General features: G+C 30.8%; 13 protein-coding genes, 1 tRNA gene and 1 other annotated feature. Of the genes, 11 read left to right on the forward strand and 3 right to left on the reverse strand.

The window, feature by feature from the left end:
• Window positions 1–238 precede the first annotated feature (238 nt).
• Window positions 239–457: a binding site (T-box leader), on the forward strand.
• Between the two features lie 158 nt (window positions 458–615).
• The 4 genes from ileS (at window position 616) to Ctaglu_RS00335 (ending at window position 9,626) form a co-directional block, all read left to right on the forward strand.
• Window positions 616–3,717, forward strand: a complete 3,102-nt coding sequence (gene ileS / locus Ctaglu_RS00320; RefSeq protein ID WP_124996909.1) for an isoleucine--tRNA ligase — start codon at window positions 616–618, stop codon at window positions 3,715–3,717.
• 208 nt (window positions 3,718–3,925) lie between these two features.
• Window positions 3,926–4,924 carry a LacI family DNA-binding transcriptional regulator gene (locus Ctaglu_RS00325; RefSeq protein WP_124996911.1) on the forward strand — a complete coding sequence of 333 codons (999 nt, stop codon included), beginning with the start codon at window positions 3,926–3,928 and terminating at the stop codon, window positions 4,922–4,924.
• A gap of 118 nt (window positions 4,925–5,042) precedes the next feature.
• The gene (locus Ctaglu_RS00330) at window positions 5,043–9,161 is read left to right on the forward strand and encodes a PDDEXK-like endonuclease domain-containing protein (protein WP_124996913.1); all 4,119 of its coding nucleotides are present in this window, start codon (window positions 5,043–5,045) and stop codon (window positions 9,159–9,161) included.
• A 72-nt stretch (window positions 9,162–9,233) separates the two neighbouring features.
• Complete coding sequence (locus Ctaglu_RS00335) at window positions 9,234–9,626, forward strand: HipA N-terminal domain-containing protein (protein WP_124996915.1); 393 nt, start codon at window positions 9,234–9,236, stop codon at window positions 9,624–9,626.
• A gap of 80 nt (window positions 9,627–9,706) precedes the next feature.
• Here Ctaglu_RS00335 and Ctaglu_RS00340 read toward each other — a convergent pair whose 3' ends face one another.
• Window positions 9,707–9,889 (reverse strand): hypothetical protein, encoded by a 183-nt coding sequence (locus tag Ctaglu_RS00340; RefSeq protein WP_124996917.1) that lies wholly within the window; start codon window positions 9,887–9,889, stop codon window positions 9,707–9,709.
• Between the two features lie 187 nt (window positions 9,890–10,076).
• On the opposite strand from Ctaglu_RS00340, the gene Ctaglu_RS00345 reads away from it, so the two are divergent.
• From Ctaglu_RS00345 to Ctaglu_RS00355, 3 genes are all read left to right on the forward strand, one after another.
• Entirely contained in the window at window positions 10,077–11,144 is a 1,068-nt protein-coding gene (locus Ctaglu_RS00345; RefSeq protein ID WP_124996919.1) for a mannose-1-phosphate guanylyltransferase, read from the forward strand.
• A gap of 230 nt (window positions 11,145–11,374) precedes the next feature.
• On the forward strand, window positions 11,375–13,459 hold the full coding sequence (locus Ctaglu_RS00350; RefSeq protein WP_124996921.1) for a methyl-accepting chemotaxis protein: 2,085 nt from the start codon (window positions 11,375–11,377) through the stop codon (window positions 13,457–13,459).
• A gap of 189 nt (window positions 13,460–13,648) precedes the next feature.
• Window positions 13,649–13,724: transfer RNA gene (locus Ctaglu_RS00355), tRNA-Pro, on the forward strand.
• 35 nt (window positions 13,725–13,759) lie between these two features.
• On the opposite strand, the gene Ctaglu_RS00360 is transcribed toward Ctaglu_RS00355, so the two are convergent.
• On the reverse strand, window positions 13,760–14,728 hold the full coding sequence (locus tag Ctaglu_RS00360) for a TIM barrel protein (protein ID WP_124996923.1): 969 nt from the start codon (window positions 14,726–14,728) through the stop codon (window positions 13,760–13,762).
• 301 nt (window positions 14,729–15,029) lie between these two features.
• Here Ctaglu_RS00360 and Ctaglu_RS00365 point away from each other — a divergent pair, with 301 nt between their 5' ends.
• Window positions 15,030–16,253: a hypothetical protein gene (locus Ctaglu_RS00365; RefSeq protein ID WP_124996925.1), complete on the forward strand. Its 1,224-nt coding sequence runs from the start codon at window positions 15,030–15,032 to the stop codon at window positions 16,251–16,253.
• An 84-nt stretch (window positions 16,254–16,337) separates the two neighbouring features.
• Here the strand turns inward: Ctaglu_RS00365 and Ctaglu_RS00370 are convergent, their stop codons facing one another.
• Window positions 16,338–17,114, reverse strand: coding sequence for a helix-turn-helix transcriptional regulator (locus tag Ctaglu_RS00370; protein WP_124996927.1), 777 nt, complete (start codon window positions 17,112–17,114; stop codon window positions 16,338–16,340).
• A 166-nt stretch (window positions 17,115–17,280) separates the two neighbouring features.
• On the opposite strand from Ctaglu_RS00370, the gene Ctaglu_RS00375 reads away from it, so the two are divergent.
• The 3 genes from Ctaglu_RS00375 to Ctaglu_RS00385 are packed head-to-tail and all read left to right on the forward strand — an operon-like array spanning window position 17,281 to window position 19,929.
• Window positions 17,281–18,234 carry an ABC transporter permease gene (locus Ctaglu_RS00375; RefSeq protein WP_124996929.1) on the forward strand — a complete coding sequence of 318 codons (954 nt, stop codon included), beginning with the start codon at window positions 17,281–17,283 and terminating at the stop codon, window positions 18,232–18,234.
• A complete protein-coding gene (locus Ctaglu_RS00380) occupies window positions 18,224–19,177 on the forward strand; it encodes an iron chelate uptake ABC transporter family permease subunit (protein WP_124996931.1) in 954 nt (317 codons plus the stop codon). Before Ctaglu_RS00375 ends, Ctaglu_RS00380 begins: the two co-directional genes overlap by 11 nt.
• Entirely contained in the window at window positions 19,174–19,929 is a 756-nt protein-coding gene (locus Ctaglu_RS00385; RefSeq protein WP_124996933.1) for an iron ABC transporter ATP-binding protein, read from the forward strand. Before Ctaglu_RS00380 ends, Ctaglu_RS00385 begins: the two co-directional genes overlap by 4 nt.
• Window positions 19,930–19,935: the final 6 nt, after the last annotated feature.

Genomic DNA, 19,935 nt, shown 5'->3' on the forward strand with positions numbered 1-19,935 from the left:
AAAAGTTGTAATTATAGGCATAAAACCATAGCATTAACGTACTATTTTAATAAAATATCCATGAATGTTCGTGAAAATAATTTTTAACGACATTTCAGCACCGAAGGTGATGATTTAACAATATTATAGCATGGAAAATACAATAAAAATTAAAAAGGAATTGACAATAAAAATTCACTATTATATAATCATAAGAAGTTCATATTGATTTATAATTTATTTATATTAATTATGACTAAAAAAAGCTTTGATTAGGAAAAGTATTTAAGCAGGTAACTTCCAGAGAGTGGGGAAAGGTGCGAACCCATAGTGAAAGTTTGAAGAAAATCACCTAGGAGCTGAAAGCTGAAAATTTAGTAAGCTTATCCGTATTTCTGCGTTAAAGAATAAAGTATGATAGTACTTTAATTTGTATTTATGGTATAGGTGGCATAGCGAATTTAACTTCGTCCTATTTAGGGTGGAGTTTTTTTATATTTAAAAATATTGTAGCCCGAAGTTTATGAGCAGTTCCGAAGAGTATGAACAGGCCTCTAGGTGATGATTTAATTATTCCAAAAATTCAGTGCAAGCTAAGTGTTTATTATTAAATGAAATAGAGAAAGGAGTTTTATTATGTACAAGAAAAATGATGCTTCAAAAAGTTTTATGGATATAGAAAAAGATATACTTAAGCTTTGGAAAGAAAAAGACATTATTCAAAAGAATTTTGATTTAAATGAGGGTGGAGAGTCCTTCACTTTTTATGATGGTCCACCAACAGCCAATGGTAAACCACATATAGGTCATGTTTTAACAAGAGTTATGAAGGATATAATTCCAAGATATAAGGTAATGAAAGGGTACAAAGTTCCTAGAAAAGCAGGGTGGGATACTCATGGCCTGCCAGTAGAACTTGAAATAGAAAAGAAACTTGGTATTTCTGGGAAACCAGGAATAGAAGCTTATGGAGTAGAAAAATTTGTAGTAGAATGTAAGGACAGTGTTTTTAGCTATGTTAATATGTGGAGAGAAATGTCTGAGAGAGTGGGTTACTGGATAGATATGGATAATCCTTATGTAACTTATCATAACAATTATATTGAATCAGTTTGGTGGGCATTAAAGCAAATGTGGGATAAGGACCTATTATACAAAGGTCATAAAGTAATGCCATATTGCCCAAGGTGTGGGACTTCACTATCTTCTCATGAAGTAGGTCAAGGATATAAGGATGTAAAAGAAGCTTCAGCTTATGTAAAATTCAAGGTGAAAGGTGAAGACAAATCTATACTTGTTTGGACTACAACTCCTTGGACTCTTCCAAGCAATGTAGCACTTGCAGTTAATAAAAAATATGACTATGTTGAAGTGGTTCAAGAAAATGAGACTTTAATACTTTCAAAAAAACTACTTAGTAAATTAGAAGGCGAGTATGAAGTGGTACGCGAATTTAAAGGAGAAGATCTTTTAGGCCTTGAATATGAGCAAATGTTTAATTTCTATACTCCAAAAGAAAAAGCCTTCTATATAGTTCATGGAGACTTTGTAACACTAACAGATGGTACAGGTATAGTTCATATAGCTCCTGCTTATGGTGAAGACGATAACTTGCTTGGAAAACAAAATGATTTACCACTTATTAATTTAGTTGATGTAGAAGGTAAGTTCGTAGATTGTGTTACTCCATGGAAGGGTGTCTTTGTTAAAGATGCGGATGCTAAAATATTAGAATACCTAAAAGAAAATAATGTTTTATATAAAACAGAGAAATTCACACATTCATATCCACACTGTTGGAGATGTGATACACCACTTTTATATTATCCAAGAGATAGTTGGTTTGTAAGAATGTCTTCAGTAAGAGAAAAACTTGTAGAAAATAATAATAAGATTAATTGGATGCCAGATAACGTAAGAACGGGAAGAATGGGTAATTTCCTTGAAGGCGTTATAGACTGGAGTATAAGTAGAAGTAGATACTGGGGAACTCCACTTCCGATTTGGGAATGTAGCTGCGGTCACCGCGAAATGATAGGAAGTATAGCAGAACTTAATGAAAAGGGAATAGATGTTCCAGAAGGAATAGAACTTCATAAACCATTTATAGATAAGGTACATTTAAAATGCCCAAAATGTAATAAGTCAATGACTAGGGTAGAAGAAGTTATAGATTGTTGGTTTGACTCAGGATCAATGCCATTTGCACAACATCATTATCCATTTGAAAACAAAGAAATGTTTGAAGCTAATTTCCCAGCTCAATTTATTTCAGAAGCAGTAGATCAAACAAGAGGTTGGTTCTATACACTACTTGCAATATCTACTACTGTGTTTGATACAAACCCATTTGAAAACTGTATAGTACTTGGCCATGTCTTAGATAAAAACGGTATTAAGATGTCTAAGCATAAAGGGAATGTGCTCAGTCCGTTTACAGTGCTTGAGAATCAAGGAGCAGATGCTCTAAGATGGTATTTTTATACTGCTAGTGCTCCATGGCTTCCTTCAAGATTTTATGAAGATGCAGTTATTGATGCACAAAGAAAGTTTATAGGAACACTTTGGAATGTATATTCATTCTACATTTTATATGCTGATTTAGATAATTTTGATCCAACTAAATATGAGGATTTCGTGTCCCAAAATATTATGGACAAATGGATGATGTCAAAATTAAACTCATTAGTTAAGAATACAGATGATCATTTAACAAACTACAGAATAACTCAAGGAGCTCTTGAACTTGAAGCCTTTGTTGATGAACTTTCTAATTGGTATGTAAGACGTAATAGATCAAGATACTGGGTAGAGTCACTTACAGATGATAAGATAGGCGCTTATATGACATTATATAGAGTTATCACAACTTTTGCTAAAATAGCAGCTCCTTTTATACCATTTGTAACAGAGGAATTATATCAAAATCTAGTAGTTACTTTTGACAAAAATGCACCAGAAAGTGTACATTTATGTGCATGGCCGCAGTATAGAGAAGACCTTGTGGATACTCTCTTAGAAGAAGAAATGGATAAAGCTTATAAGACTGTTAAACTAGGAAGAAGTGCTAGAAATGCTGCTAATATAAAAAATAGACAGCCACTAGCTAAAATGTTAGTTAGCCTTAGATCCCTTCCAGAATATTATGGAGATATAGTAAAAGAAGAACTTAACATTAAGGAAGTGGAGCTAGGAGCTGATCTTTCAAAATATGTTCAATTTGAAATAAAACCAAACCTTCCTGTATTGGGAAAACCATATGGTAAATTTATACCTGGCATCAAAAAAGCGATAGCTGCTATGAACCAGATGGAGCTTGCTCAAACAATAAATAATGGCGGAGTAGTTACTATAGATGTAAATGGAATAGAAATAGAATTAAATAGTGAAAGATTACTTGTTACTATGCAAGGCCTTTCCGGCTATGCATTTGCTGGAGAAGGCGAAATGGGAGTAGTCTTAGATACTAATATAACTGATGGACTTAAAGAAGAAGGAAACCTACGGGAGATCTTAAGCAAGATTCAAAACATGAGAAAAGAAAGTGGGTTTGAAGTTGCTGATAAGATTAGACTCTTCGCTACTGGAAATGAAATGCTTCAAAATGTAATTTTAAAATTTGAAGAGCAAATCAAGCGAGATACATTATCAGTAGAAGTTATTCATAATATCAAAAGGGAATACAATGCAGTTAAGATAAATGGAGAAGATTTGCAGCTCGCTGTAGAAAAAGTATAATTAGTAATTTTGGAAAGTATGCGATATTAGTCGTATACTTTCTTTTTAATCATAAAGTGCGGATATTATTGTAAAATTTATTTAAATGGGCAACACTATAACTATACTAATAGTTAAAAGTTAGCATTATAGCTTGAAATAAGCAGATTTTATAAGTATAATGATATAATAAGAAAAATAATCGGATAAAAAAATAGGAGTTGAGAATATGGCTGCTTCAATAAAAGATGTTGCAAGAGAAGCGGGAGTTTCTATTGCCACAGTATCTAGAGTTCTGAATGACATAGATGTGGTAAACGAAGACACTAAGAAAAAGGTAAAAGACGCTATAAAAAAATTATCATATAGACCCAATATAGTTGCTAGAAGTTTAAAAACACAAAAATCCAGCACAATAGGAATAATTATACCGGATATATCAAATCAATTCTATCCTGAAATAGTTAGAGGTTGTGAGGATGTAGCTAATATTTATAATTATAATATTATGCTTTGTAATGCGGATTCAGATTTAGATAAAGAAATGGAAGCACTAAGAATACTTAAAGAGAAAATGATAGATGGAGTTATATACATGAGTAATTCCATAGGTCAAAATATTATAAGTTTAATAAAAGAGCTTGAAATGCCAACAGTTTTAGTAGAAACTACAGATGAGGATGGAATATTTCCTAGCGTTTCTATTGACAACGTAATGGCAGCATCAGACGCGGTAAAATATTTGATAAATAAGGGCAACAAAAAAATTGCATATGTAGGTACCACTACAGAAAAAGTCAATGCCTTATCTAAAAGGTACATAGGTTATAAAAAGGGCCTCACGGAAATGGAAATAAACCTGGATAATGATTTAGTTTATTTTGGTGGAGTTAAGGCTAGAGACGGTTATGCGGGAATTAATGCTATATTAGATAAAGGCATGGAGATAGATTCAGTATTCTGCGCTAGTGATGAAATTGCCATGGGAGTAATAAATGCATTAAGAGATAGAGATATTAAAGTTCCAGAAGATGTAGATGTTATGGGTTTTGATGATATTTATTCAGCTTCAATATTTTATCCTAAACTTACTACCGTATCTCAACCAATGTATGATATGGGCTCTGTAAGTATGAGAATGCTTATAAAATCTATAAATAATTTAGTGGTTGATGAAAAACATTTTGTATTACCTTATAGAATAGTGGAGAGAGACTCCTGTAAATAATTATAAGTCTTGTTAAAACGAATTCTGTTTTAATAAGACTTTTTACATTATTTGAATGTGACTTATATTGCAGCTTTGAAGAAGATGATTTAATTAAGATGTTGGAGGTAACAAAACTTTGGATATTAATAATAAAGTAGAAAAAGTATTTTCCTATTTATTAAGCATTAAAAATATGAATGAGAAAACTATAAGAAATATTAATGAATATGAAAGTGTATATTGGCAAAAAGAAATTCAAAATACTCCTGGAATTACATTTAATTGTGATGAAAATAAGGATTGTTGGTTAACTATAGATGAGAGAGCAAAAGTGTTATATAGTAAGTTTCAAAAAATATATTTGCAATTAGAAAAAAATAGTGAGGATTTAGAGATAATTTGGTCAAATGGGCTTTTAACTTGGAAAAAGGAAGATAAAGAAATAGTCCATCCTATTTTTACAACTAAGATGGAAATAAAATTTGACTCCATGAAAAAAGCATTTACGTTAAAGCCATATAATAATCAAACCAATGTGGAACTTGAGTTTTTAAATGAATACTTAGAGGTAAACCTGGATAGTTTACTAGTTCTTCGCAATAAAGCAAAAGACATGGCTCTAGATGTGAGAAATATCGAAAGGGCTTCAAAAATTTTTGAAGAGATAGCTATGCTTTTAAATGCCCAGGAAGAAGGGTTCTATGTTAAGGAGCTAAGTTCAAAGGAAGATATACTAGTCCAAGCCAATATAGGATTTTACAATGCACCGTGCATAATACTACGCAAGGTGGACACAAGACTTTGGAATATGGAACTAAATGATGTGCTGGAGCAAATAAGAGCAGGATTTCCTATTCCTAAAACTATAGAGGCACTGGTCTCAGAGAGTGAAGTAGTACAAGATATTGAAATGCGGGATGAGTGGAAGGAAGTAGGAGAAGATGTGTTATTTCCACTGCCTGCTAGTCGAGAACAGATGGAAATAACTAAAAGATTGGCTGAGAACTATGGTATTGTTGTACAGGGGCCACCAGGTACTGGCAAAAGCCATTCTATAGCTAATTTAATATGTCATTTATTGGCTCATGGTAAGAGGGTACTAGTTACAAGTCAAACAGATAGGGCATTAAGAGTTTTATCTAATAAAATACCAGAAGAAGTTAGGGCATTATGCATTTCAATATTGGGGAATGATACAAAATCACTGGAAGAATTGGATGAGTCTGTTAGAAAAATAACAGAAAATTTATCCATGGATACTAAAGAATTACGTAAAGAAATAAAGCTACTAAAATATAAACTTATTAAATGCCGTGATTCACAGAAAAATTTATATGGAGATTTAAAATGTATTGAAGATAGAGAAAATGAGAAAATAGAATATGAGGGTCGAAAATATACATTGATGGATATGGGCAGGTGGGTTAAAGATAATGAAAATGATTATTCTTGGATAGCAGATAAGCTTGCATTTAATAAGGAAGAGCCATTGTGCACTGAAGAATTTAAAAAGCTAGTTTCATTATCAAGTGTAGTTAAAAAAGAGCAAATTTATGAAGTAAATAACATGAAAAAGTATATAGGAGTACTGCCTAAAGAAATTGATCTATGTGATAAAACAGCAGAATTATCTAAATTAGAACAGCAGAAGCAAATTCATGAGGATAATATTAAAGAGTGGAATAATGTAGATTCTATAGACTATGGAAATAGAAGGCTTCTAAAACTTGTAGATGATGCCATAGAAAGGCTTGAAGGGTTTGAAAATAACTGGCTAAATAATGTGATGACTCATTATTACTCTAATAATGAGTCAAAGGTATTTTGGCAACAATTAGTAGAAAAATGTAATGAGTATACAAAAGACATAAATAAAATAAGGCAAGAATTAAATAATCATAAATTAGAGTTACCAAAGGATGTTGATATAAACAAATTCAAAAATGACTTTGAGGTTGTAGCAAAAGCGATTAGAGAAAAAGGCAAACTTGGAATCATATTCAAGATGCTTCATGGAAATCTTAAATATTTATTTGAAGACGTTAAGGTGGATTATGAGCTTATAAATAATAGCGATCAAATAGTGGTGGTTGATTTATATATAAAATTGAAGCTATTAGAAAGAAAACTTAAAAATTTTTGGAACAATACAATAAAAGATTATGGCACAGTGATTATAGATGAAACAGACACAAACTATATAAGTGCATTGTCTGTGGATATTAAAAGTATTCAAAGTATTATAGACTTTGACAAGGACTTTAGAAATAATATAATTAATTTTTTGCCGAGTAAGAATATAACCGGTAAAATTTCGTCTGGCAAAGATTTGACCGTCAAAACTTTGACGAGTAATCTATCTTGGTATGAAAAAGAAACATATATTTATCTTAAAAAGGGATTCGAGAGTTTAAAGCACATAAATAAATATAATAAATTGTGCTGTGAAATTGAAGAAATAAAGAAGACCTTTAATAATATAGGTTGCTTAGAAAAATTACAAAATGCTATAAGCAAAAGGAGCATTGAGGACATAAAAGCTGTTTATGTAGAAATAGATAGTCTAATGAAAGTAGCTCATCAGGTGTTAGAATTAAAAGAACTAAGCAATAAATTACAAGCATGTTGTCCAATACTACTTAAAAACATAACAAATGGTGAAGATGAAATTATGAAGAAATCACAGTGCACAGATTGGGAAAAGGCATGGAAGTGGAGAAAATGGAATGATTTCTTGTGTGAATTAGACGGAGACTCTGTAGAATCGCTAGAAAAAAATATAACTCGCGAAAAAAATAAAGAAAAATATATTGTAGGAGAACTTGTTTCTAAAAAAAGTTGGCTTAATCAAATAGAGCGTACTACTGAAGCTCAAAAAAGAAGCTTATTTACATGGATGGAAGCTATAAAAAGGATAGGAAAGGGGACAGGTACTCAGGCGGTAAAGTATAGAAAAATTGCACAAAAGGAAATGGACAATTGCAAAGATGTAATTCCTGTGTGGATTATGCCAATAAATAGGGTTATGGAAAATTTAAAGCTTACAGATAATTTATTTGATGTGGTAATTGTGGATGAGAGCAGTCAAAGCGACATATCAGCTATAACGGTATTAATGAGGGCTAAGAAGGCGATTATTGTAGGAGATGAAAAGCAGATAAGTCCTGAAGCAATTGGAAAGGACCATACTGTTGTAGAAACTTTAATTAATAGATATTTAGAAGATATCCCACATTCAGAATGGTTTGATTTAAAAACTAGTTTATATAATACAGCTCTAAGAGTATTTCCAAACAGGTTATTATTAAAGGAGCACTTTAGATGCGTGCCAGAGATAATTGGTTTTAGCAATGCATTATGTTATGCTAATGAAATAATACCTTTAAGAAGAATAGAAGCCACCCAAAAAGTTGGTCCATTTATAGTAACCTCTAAAGTTGTAGGGGGATTAAGGGATGAAACTAAGGCACTAAATACACTGGAGGCACACCGCCTTGTAGACAAGATATTAGAGTGTTGTAGTGATAAGAAGTATATTGGAATGACTATGGGAGTTATATCACTTCTAGGTGATGCACAAGCTGAATTAATCCAAAGTGAGTTAGTAGAAAGACTTGGCATGGAGGAAATGTTACAAAGAAGACTTATCTGTGGAGATGCTTATTCATTCCAAGGGGACGAGCGAGATGTAATGTTCCTATCTATGGTTATTGCAAATAATGCTAAATTCGCAGCCCTAACTAAAGGGTCAGATATAAGAAGATTTAATGTAGCTACCAGTCGTGCAAGAAATCAAATGTGGTTATTTCACTCAGTAGATTTAGAGGACCTTAATAGTAAATGTGTTAGGTACTCCTTATTAAAATATTGCCTTGAGCAGAATCAGCCTAAGGAAGAACTTAAATCCTCTGAATATTTATTATTAAATGATTTTGAGCAGCATATAGAAAAGAGTATAAAAGGCATTGGATATAAGCTTACACCAAAAGTTAAGCTTGGAAAATATACTATAGATTTTGTTGTAGAAACAGATTTATCATCTGAAATTCAAGGCGCTAATTATAAAAAAATAGCAGTTCAGTGTATTGGAATGCCTGCGGATGAAGATTATAATTGGCAAAAGAACTATGAAATGCAGATGTGCCTTGAAAGGATGGGTTGGGAATTTTATAAAATACGTGCTAGTGAATTCTATAGAAATCCAAGTGTAGTTATGGAGAGATTGAAACAAAAATTAAACAATTTAAGTATATAGTTATCATAATAGCAATATACCAAAGTATAAATATACTAAAGTATAAATCTTTTTGATAAGAGGGTGAGAGGGATGACTAGCGAAGTGAATAATATGATGTGGATGATATGGAAAAATAGCCAAGGAGAATCCTTTAAAGTAGGAGAATTATCTAGACGAGGAGAAAAGTACTATTTCAAATATGATATTTCAGGTGTGGAAAAGGCTGAAGAATATGGATTCTCTCCATTGCCCAATTTACCTAGAATAGATGTAGAGTACTTTAGAGAAGAACTATTTAGTTCATTTTTAAACCGCATTCCTGGGAATGATAAAAGGGATGTAAGCTCTATTTTAAAGCAATATAACCTTAAGCAATATGATGCATTTGAATTACTAAAAAAAAGCGGAGGTAAAATTTCAACAGATAGCTTTGAATTTGTTCCCCCTTTTGATGAAGAGTGCATTGGTTTAGAAGAAAAATAAATATGCTTAAATATAAAGTGTGTAGGATGGAAATATATATTTTCCTCCTACACACTTTATATTTTATAACTACACAAATTTTAGACTTTAGGAAATATTGAAAATTCATTAAAAGTATCATCAGGGTCATTATTATCCTTATCATGGTGGCTGTTATCTTCCGCTACATAGGCTCCTGTAGAACTTACGAGCTCTCTAAACTCTCCAAAATAATTCTCATCAGGCATGCCATCAAAAGGGTAAGGCGTATCTTTAGGGGACATATTCTAATTCTTCCTTTCACAATATATTTTTAAAAAGCCCAAAATTTATTTTCACTATATATAGTGGATAAAAACCTATTAAATTATGCAGAAAAAAATTGTATAATATTATTTATTTTAAATTGTGCTCACAACATGGACTAAGGTTTCATAAAATGAAATGAGTAATAAATTGGGGTGGTATTTTTTGCTATATGTACTAATTTTAGCAGGTGGAAAAGGAACAAGACTTTATCCTCTATCTCGTGCCCAAAACCCAAAGCAGTTTTTGAATATTATTAATAATAAGAGCTTTTTAAGAAGCACTGTGGATAGAATAAAATGTTTAGTTAGTAATGAAAATATTTACGTAGTTACCAATGAAGATTATTTTGACAAAATTTGCAATGAAATTCCAGAAATTCGTAAATCAAATATAATTGTTGAGCCTAGTAATAAGGAGACTGCTACATGTATAGGTCTATCTGCTGCCAAACTACTAAAACAGGATAAGGAAGCAACCATGATAGTGCTACCATCTGATCATTATATAGAAAACGAAAAGGAATTTAAAGAAACTGTGCTGCAAGCAGTTGAAATTGCAAACAAAAAAAGAGGCCTAGTCACTATAGGTGTTCAGCCCACAAGGCCAGAGACTGGTTATGGTTATATCGAAATGGGAGATAGGACCCCTGGTGATATACCTACGTTCAGAGTAGAACGTTTTTTAGAAAAGCCTAACACGGAAGTAGCAAAGGATTTGCTCTTGAAAGGAAATTTCCTTTGGAATAGTGGTATGTTTGTATGGAGAGCAGATGTATTTTTGCGAGAGATGGAGAAGTACCTGCCTAAAATGTATAAACCATTAATGACAGTATATCAAGCCTTAGATACTGATGAAGAAAGTGAAGTAATAAAGCAGCAATATAATGAGATAGATGGAATATCAGTAGATTTTGGTATAATGCAGAAAACTAGAAAGGCTTTTGTTATAAAATGTGAGTTTGTGTGGGATGACATAGGTACCTTTGCAGCACTTTCAAGATTTTTAAGCAATTTACGTGGCAATAATGTTTTGGGTAATACATTTATGGAGGAAAGCCAAAATTGTTCAGTATTTGGTAAAGATAGATTGATAATTGGGTTTGGTGTAAAGGATCTTATAATTGTAGATGCAGGAGATGTTATATTGGTAATGGATAAAAATAAGGATCAAGAGATAAAGCACCTAGTTAATGAGCTTAAAGGGAATGAAGGAACGGAAAAATATATATAATCTAATAGTAAGGAATAATTCCATAATTAAAGAGTTGTGTCATAACAACTCTTTTTTATTAGTGTAATATTATGTGCAATTAAATAGCAGAAAAGGTCAACAAATGTCTGATTCGATACTAAGTTTATGTAAAAATAAGATAATACATGAAGTATTATGCTATAATAAACGTTGAATAAAACTCCAAATAAAATACTGAAATATAAATATAAAATTACTAGGGGGGAAACATGAAAAAAATAAGCACGAAAATTATAATAGCTATAGTTCTATGTTGCATAAGCATATCAACTATCATAGGAGGTATATCCTTAATTAAAGGTAGTTCTATAATTCACAAAGAAGCTTGTGATAAGTTAGTTTTAATGGCCGAAAGCAATGCGAATAAGCTTAGTAAGCATTTATCAATTGCTGAAAATGACTTGAGTTATTTAGATTATGAAGTAACACAAACTTTTGATTTAAATAAAGTTAAAAAAAATCCTAAATATTTAAATGAATATAAAAATTCTTTAATGCCAACCTTAAAAAATTTTTTAGAAAGTAATGACAACTTTGTTGAAAGTTATATTTATTTTAACCCGGAATTAACTGATGAAGCAGTAAATATACACTTTTCTGATGTCAACAATAAGGGTGTTTCTAAGATTGAGAAGAAATATGTAAAAGAGAGATTCAAACCTGACGATAAAAGCATGGATTGGTACTATGAACCTATAAAACAAAAAAAAGCAATATATTCAAAGCCTCAAATGTCTTCAATTTTAAATATGAATATAGTTTCTTACACAAAACCAATATTTAAAAACGGCACATTGATAGGGGTAATTGGGGTAGGTTTTAAATTCGACAATATTATAAAATCTATAAAAGATATTAAGATATATGACTCTGGTTATGCTGTTTTATACAATGAAAAATTTGACTATTTAGTTCATCCTGATTTTTCATCTAAAGATAATTTAGCTACTGTAAAGAACGGTGTCTACAAAAATATTTATGATAAAATTAAAGGTAAAAGCTCTGGATATGTTAGATATCAAAGTAAAAATGGAGAAAGTAAAATTTTGGGTTATGCTACCATTTCAAACGGCTGGGTTTTAACTGTAGCACCACCTATCAAAGAAATATTTAGTGGTTATAATAGCTTAATAAATATGATGATAATTGCTTCTATAATAGGAGTTGCGCTTTCAATATTAGTTGCTTTAATTTTAAGCAATAAAATTTCAAAACCTATTGTTGTAGCTACCAATTTTATTAATGAACTTTCAAAATTAAACCTTGCATATAGTATTCCTACAAGTTCATTAAATCTAATTAACAGAAAAGATGAGTGTGGAATTATGATAAATGCGTTATTACAACTTAAAGAGAATTTATATAACATAATAGAAAATTTAAAAGACAATTCATCAACTGTACACAAACACTCTCAAAATTTATCAGCTGTTGCTGAAAAAACGTTAATATCTATCGATAATGTTACCAAAACGGTAGAAGGAGTAGCTAAAGGTGCTAGTGAGCAAGCTTGCGATTCTCAAGCAAGTGTAGAAAAACTCCAAGGACTTGGCACTCAAATAGAGGTTATTGCAACCAGTTCTAAAAAAGTAGAGGAAATTTCAAATGAAACTAGTGCTTTAAGTAAACAAGGTGCGAAATCCTTAAATACGCTTATGGATAAATTTAAAATAAATATTGAAGTTACAAATAAAGTATCAAATAATATAGATAACTTAGCTAACAAATCAAGTTATATTGATAATATAATAAAAACTATTAAAGCCATTGCAGACCAAACCAACCTACTTGCACTTAATGCAGCAATAGAATCAGCCCGTGCTGGTGAAGCTGGTAAAGGGTTTTCCGTAGTTGCTGATGAAATAAGAAAATTAGCTGAACAAACGGCTAAATCTACTAAGGAAATATCTTCTATTATAAATGAAATACAATGTGAGGTAAGTACTACTAAAACTAATATGGATGAAGGTGTTGACTCTATAAGTAAGGCAAATGTAGCTATGGTAGAGGTGGAAAAATCTTTTAAATCTATACAAGAATCTATAAATAGTACCTTAATGCAAATTAAAGGGTTAACAGAGAGTATAATAAGCATTGATGATGATAAAGAAAAGGCTATTTCTTCGGTTCAACAGATCTCGGCTATTTCACAAGAGGCTGCAGCATCTACTGAGGAGGTTTCATCTTCTATGGAGGAACAAATAGCTTCTATCGGAAAAATAGTAAATGCTTCGGAAAATCTTAATGAAGTATCTTCTAAAATGGATGGTATCGTTAAAATGTTTAAAATTTAAATATGGATAAGTTGTTCCTATATTTAAATTATAGGATATAACCTAGGAAGATCAGGTGCTAAAGCTGAATAAGAAATAATTCCATCGCATATAATGTGGTGGAGTTTTTCAATTATTATAACTATTACAGAAATATTTGTAAGTACTGTTGACATTTATGATTTTTTTTAGTATAATTAAAATTGTTAGCGGGGTGTAGCGCAGCTGGGAGCGCGCGTGGTTTGGGACCATGAGGTCGCAGGTTCAATCCCTGTCACCCCGACCAAAAAAGAGTTGTCATATGGCAACTCTTTTTTTATGTTATTTTTGTAATGCTTTATTCTGAATTGTAATATACTCCTCCAACTCTTCCAAAGATCTTGTTATAAATTCATATATAACATATTCTGGATCAATGAAATCAATAATTCTTTTTACATTTGTATCACTAAATGGCTTATGCATGTCTATTTTCATTATATGAAAAAGTGCATTTTCTTTCATTTCATTAAATGGTAATTTACATTTGCGATTTGCTTGTATTTGCTCTTTTACATATTCACCTGACATGGAACAGTTAAGATGTATACCTTTTATGAATTTCTTTAATTCACCAAGATTATTTACTGTATCTAAAATGTACTGTATCCCCTCTTTTTCATTGGTAAGGGCAAAATTAGTATTCATTAAATGAGCAGTGTCTAGCATAAATCCTTTATTAGAGTAATTAACCTTTTTCAATAATCTTAATAGCATATCTTTGTTTAGAAATGTTAAGCCAGGTAGCCATAGATTTTCAAATAATAGTTTTATATTTGTATTTAAACCTTTAAAAACTTCATTTATTAATTCGGATGTTGCATCTATAATTTCTTCATCAGTATATGTAAAATCATAGGTATATGCATGTTCCACTTGCACATGAGCCACATGAAAAACCACATACTCAGCACCAATTTTATCAGCCTGTTGTATTTCTTTTCTGTAATTATCTATTATGCATTGTCTAGTTGTTCCACCAAAATAATTTTTTATTTCCTCATGGCTACCAAACTGCCTTAATAATTCACTTTTTTTATTATTCCAAAAATCAAGCCATGTAGGATAGTATTTTAAATGTACACCGCGAACTATACTACTCGGAATAATATTTTCATCCCACATTAAAGAATTTAAAAGCTCTACGCCATCCATATTATGTTTTTCTAATAAATTTGTTATTTCCAAGCTGTTGTCATGGAATCTATCCATATCACATTTGTAGGTTGAAAGATTTATAAGTTTTAGCAATTAGTATTCCCCCATTTTCATACGTATTTCAAATCCAGATTGCATCGATAGTGTGACTTTAAAAATAGTATATCATATATTTTTTAAAATATTCATTTATAAGAAATATATGGTTATTTTTAATTTCACAGATAATATGGTAAATAGGTATACATTTAATAAAATAAAGAATAATCTCCTCATTATAACAATTTACACAAAATACACGAAATACACATAATGTTGACACCGCGCTGACATGATAAGTGTATATGATATAAACTATAGAAACAAAATAAATTATAAATGAGGAGAGATTAATATGAAAAGTATATCTTTAAAAACAAAAATAGTAACAGGATTAATAACAGGAGGCATGCTTTTATCCTCTGTTAGTTTAGCTTTTGCAACAACTACTAAACCAGTAAGTAATAATGGAAAGGCGCCTTTTAAAAATGAGTTTAAACAACAAAAGGGTGGAATAGAAGCTACACTTAAACTAGGTGTTAGTTCAAACATAATTACACAGGCAGAAAGTGATAAAATTTTAGCATATGAAAGTAGTAAAACTAAAACTAAAGATAATAAAGAAGTGAATAAAGGAGAAAAACCTAATTTTTATAAAGAACTAGTTAGTAACGGAATATTGACACAGGCAAAGGCGGATGCTCTAAAATCAAGTGAGCAAATTCAAAGAGAAGCTAAAATGAAATTAGACTTAGAAACAAATTTGGCAAAGCTTGTAACTGATAAGACTATAACACAAGATCAATCAGATAAAATTAAAGCTACTATGATTAAAGAGCAAGCTGCGATAAAAGTAGATTTTGAAAAGACTAAAGCTATGACCCCTAAAGAACGCATGGCATATATGGGTGCAAACAAGAATAATCATGTTAATCCACTAAAGGCTCTTGTAGATAGTGGAACTATAACTCGGGCTCAAGCTGAAAAAATAGGCTTTGGTGGTCCAGGAAAATCAAATGAGAAGGCAACTTTTGGAAAGGAATTTAGACAACCAAAAGTCCAACTAGAAGCTACACTTAAAGTAGCTGTTAGTTCAAACATAATTACACAATCAGAAAGCGATAAAATTTTAGCATATGAAAGTAGCAAAATTAAAACTAAGGATAACAAAAAAGTGAATAAAGGAGAAAAACCAGATTTTTATAAAGAATTGGTTACTAGTAACATATTGACACAGGCAAAGGCAGATGCCTTAAAATCTAGTGAGCAAATCCAAAGAGATGCTAAAAGTAAGTTAGATTTAGAAACAAATTTAGCAAAGCTTGTAACTAATAATACTATAACTCAGGATCAATCAGATAAAATTAAAGCTGCCATGATTAAAGAGCAAGCTGCAAAAAAAGCAGATTTTGAAAAGACTAAAGCTATGACCCCCGAAGAATGCAAAGCATATATGGATGCAAACAAGGGTAATCATATTAATCCATTAAAAGCTCTTGTAGATAGTGGAATTATAACTCAGGCCCAAGCTGACAAAGTAGGTTTTGGTGGACATATGTCAGGGTTAAAAGGTAGATAGGTTACTTTGAAATTCAGCTACAAAAGCTTAGAATTTGATATATAAATGAAAGAACATACTAGGGATAAACCTAGTATGTTCTTTTTAAGTATGTGTGGTATGTGAATTTCTTAATTCTAAAGGAGTTTTATTATTAAGTTTTTTAAAAACAGTAGTATAATAGCTTTGACTGTTAAAACCAACAGCCACCGCTACATCTAATATAGAGAAGTTTCTATTATTTAATAGAAGCTTCTTACTTTTTTCGACCCTAATAATATTTAAATATTGAGAAAAGGTTTGGCCAGTTTCATTTTTAAATAAGCTACAAAAATAATATTTATTTATGTTCAAATTCTTAGCTATATGGTTCAGTGTTAAGGGTTCAGAATAATGTTTGCTTATATAATTAATAGCTTTATTTATATGAGGATTATACTTATTCACATTAAAGCAGTTTTTTTCATTAGGGAAAATAAGTAAGTCTTTAGATATAGTTTCAAGCAAGGAAAACATATGAGGTATGCAATGCTTTGGCTTATATGATAAATTTTTATATTCCATTGGACAATTTAAATAAGGCCCTAATATGCATACCACACCTTCATTATGATGTAAAGGAAAGATATAACAAGCTGCAAAGCTTATGTTATACGAACAATTAAGTGTAGATATATCTTTTTCAAAGTCATTATCATTATAAGTATTAAAATAAGTTTTAGTTTTTTCAAATGCTTTGTTTGACATAAAAAGATCATCACAATAGGATGAATAACCTGCCTTTCCCAACGTTTGTCCAGCTAAAGATACAGCTCTAATAGGTAAATTTACGCACTGGTAAAATGTTTCTAGTATATTAGAAATTTTATATTTGTTTATCAAAAATATACTCCTCCTTAAAACGTCTAAATATATTTATAAAAAAGGTAAATATATTTAAAATAAAATGGGATTAAAATGGTATAGTTAATTGAGAATAATAATCAATAGCAACTGAATGATATTGATTGTACCATTATAAGGCAGTGTGTGTCAAAAAGGAGTAAAGATGAAAAAGAGATATTTAGTTTTGATTCTAGTGATTTTATCATTGGTATCTATCTTTGTTGGAGTTAAAGAGATTTCAGTTAGGGATATAGTAAATTTAAATTCATCTAAGATAGAAGTAATATTCTTAAGCAGAGTGCCAAGGCTAATTAGCGTAATTGTAACAGGAGCAAGCCTGGGTATAGTAGGGCTTATAATGCAACAGATAACGAGAAATAAGTTTGTATCACCGACAACTGCTGGAACAGAAGATTTTGCCAAACTTGGAGTTGTAGTAGCTTTAATGTTTTTTACAGAGGCTAAATCTATAGAAAAGATGATTATAGCCTTCTTGTTTGCTTTAATTGGAACATTTATATTTATGAAGATAATAAATAGGATTAAATGTAAAAATGATATTTTTATACCATTAGTTGGGTTAATGCTTGGCGGCGTAGTGGATTCTATAAGCACTTTCTTTGCATATAAATATGACCTTGTTCAAAATATAGGGGCTTGGTTACAGGGGGATTTTTCAAGAATTATAAAAGGGAGATATGAGCTTTTATATTTTAGTATACCGATGCTTGTAATTGCCTTTGTATATGCAAATAAGTTTACGCTAGCGGGTATGGGGGAAGATTTTGCAACAAATCTTGGAGTTAATTATAAGGTGGTAGTTAATGTAGGCATAGTTATTGTGGCGTTAGTGTCTTCAACAGTTATTATAACCGTGGGGAACATACCATTTTTAGGACTTATAATCCCTAATATAGTAACAATTTATGAGGGTGATAACGTTAAAAAAAGTATTGTTAATATAGCTTTATTTGGAGGAGTATTTCTTTTGGCCTGTGATATTTTAAGCAGAGTGATTATATATCCTTATGAAATTCCAATAGGACTTATTGTTGGAATAATAGGAAGCGTCATGTTCCTTTATTTAATAAAAAGGAGAGGAGTATATGGGAGTTAACAAGAAATTAGGTGTATTATCATTCATATCATTAATAATAGTAGCATTATTTTTACTCTTTGGTCTTAATGCAAATACCTTTGAGTATGCCATTTCTAAAAGAATTCCTAAAATATTTGCAATAATACTAACAGGTGGAGCTATAGCTGTTTCATCAATAATATTTCAAACTATATCAAGCAATAGAATATTAACACCAAGTATTTTGGGATTAGATTCCTTATATATGTTGGTTCAAACTTTTTTAGTATTTATGTTTGGCGCAAACAACATAACTGTTTTAAATAATAACATTAATTTTATTTTATCTACATTAGTCATGGTTGGGTTTTCTATTTTACTTTTTAAATTACTTTTTTTAAAGGAAAAAAGTAATATATTTCTTCTGCTACTTGTAGGAATAATATTTGGAACCTTATTTCAAAGTTTGTCATCGTTTATGCAAATGACCATAGAGCCTAAAGCTTTTATGGCAGTACAAGACAAGATGTTTGCTAGTTTTAACAATGTAAATACTGGGATTCTTACTATTAGCATAATAATAGTGGGTTTAGTATTGTGCTATGTTTATAAATATATAAATATTTTAGATGTTATGGTATTAGGGAGAGAGCAGGCTATAAATTTAGGCGTTAATTACGATAGTATTGTGAAAAAAATGCTTATAGTTATAGGTATATTGGTTTCTATATCTACGGCATTAGTAGGCCCAATGACTTTCTTAGGACTTATAGTTGCTAATTTAACCTATGAGGTTATGAATAACTATAAGCATAAGTATTTAATTGCTGGAGGAGCCCTAATAAGTATTATAGCACTAGTTGGAGGACAATTTATTATTGAAAGGATGCTAAATTTCAAAACCACGCTTAGTGTAATTATAAATCTAGTTGGGGGTGTATACTTCATATACTTACTTTTAAAGGAGAATAAGTCATTATGATAGAGGTTAAAAGGGTAACTAAAAAATATGGTGATAAGAGTGTTATTGAAGATATAAATTTACAGATAAAAAAGGGGAAAATAACTTCATTTATAGGCCCAAATGGTGCCGGGAAGAGCACCTTGCTTTCAGCTATGAGTAGGCTCATTAGTAAGGACGGTGGAGAGGTTATCATAGATGGGATGGAAATAAAAGATTGGCAAAGTAATGAGTTATCTAAAAAGATATCTATATTAAAGCAATCAAATAATATAAATATAAGGCTTACCATAAGAGAACTTGTAAGTTTTGGAAGGTTCCCTTATTGCGGAGGAACTTTATCTAAAGAAGATCTGCGATGTGTAGATGAAGCAATAGAGTATACCAAGCTTAAGGACATAGAAAACAAATATTTAGATGAACTTAGTGGTGGGCAAAGACAAAGGGCATATATAGCTATGGTTATAGTTCAAGATACTGATTATATATTACTTGATGAGCCCCTTAACAATCTTGATATGAAACATTCAGTTGAGATTATGAAAATATTAAGAGCACTTGTAGACGAGCTCCATAAAACTGTAGTTTTAGTTATTCATGATATAAATTTTGCAGCTTGTTATTCAGACTATATAGTGGCACTAAAGGATGGTAAAGTTGAAAAGGAGGGTATGGTTAATGAGATAATAAACAAAGAAGTACTAGAGGACATATATGATATGGAATTTAATATACAGAATATAAATGGAAGAAATATTTGTATATATTTTTAAAAAAAG

Origin of the sequence: Clostridium tagluense (genome assembly GCF_003865095.1) — a bacterium.
In the GTDB taxonomy this organism is placed as follows: domain Bacteria; phylum Bacillota; class Clostridia; order Clostridiales; family Clostridiaceae; genus Clostridium_AD; species Clostridium_AD tagluense.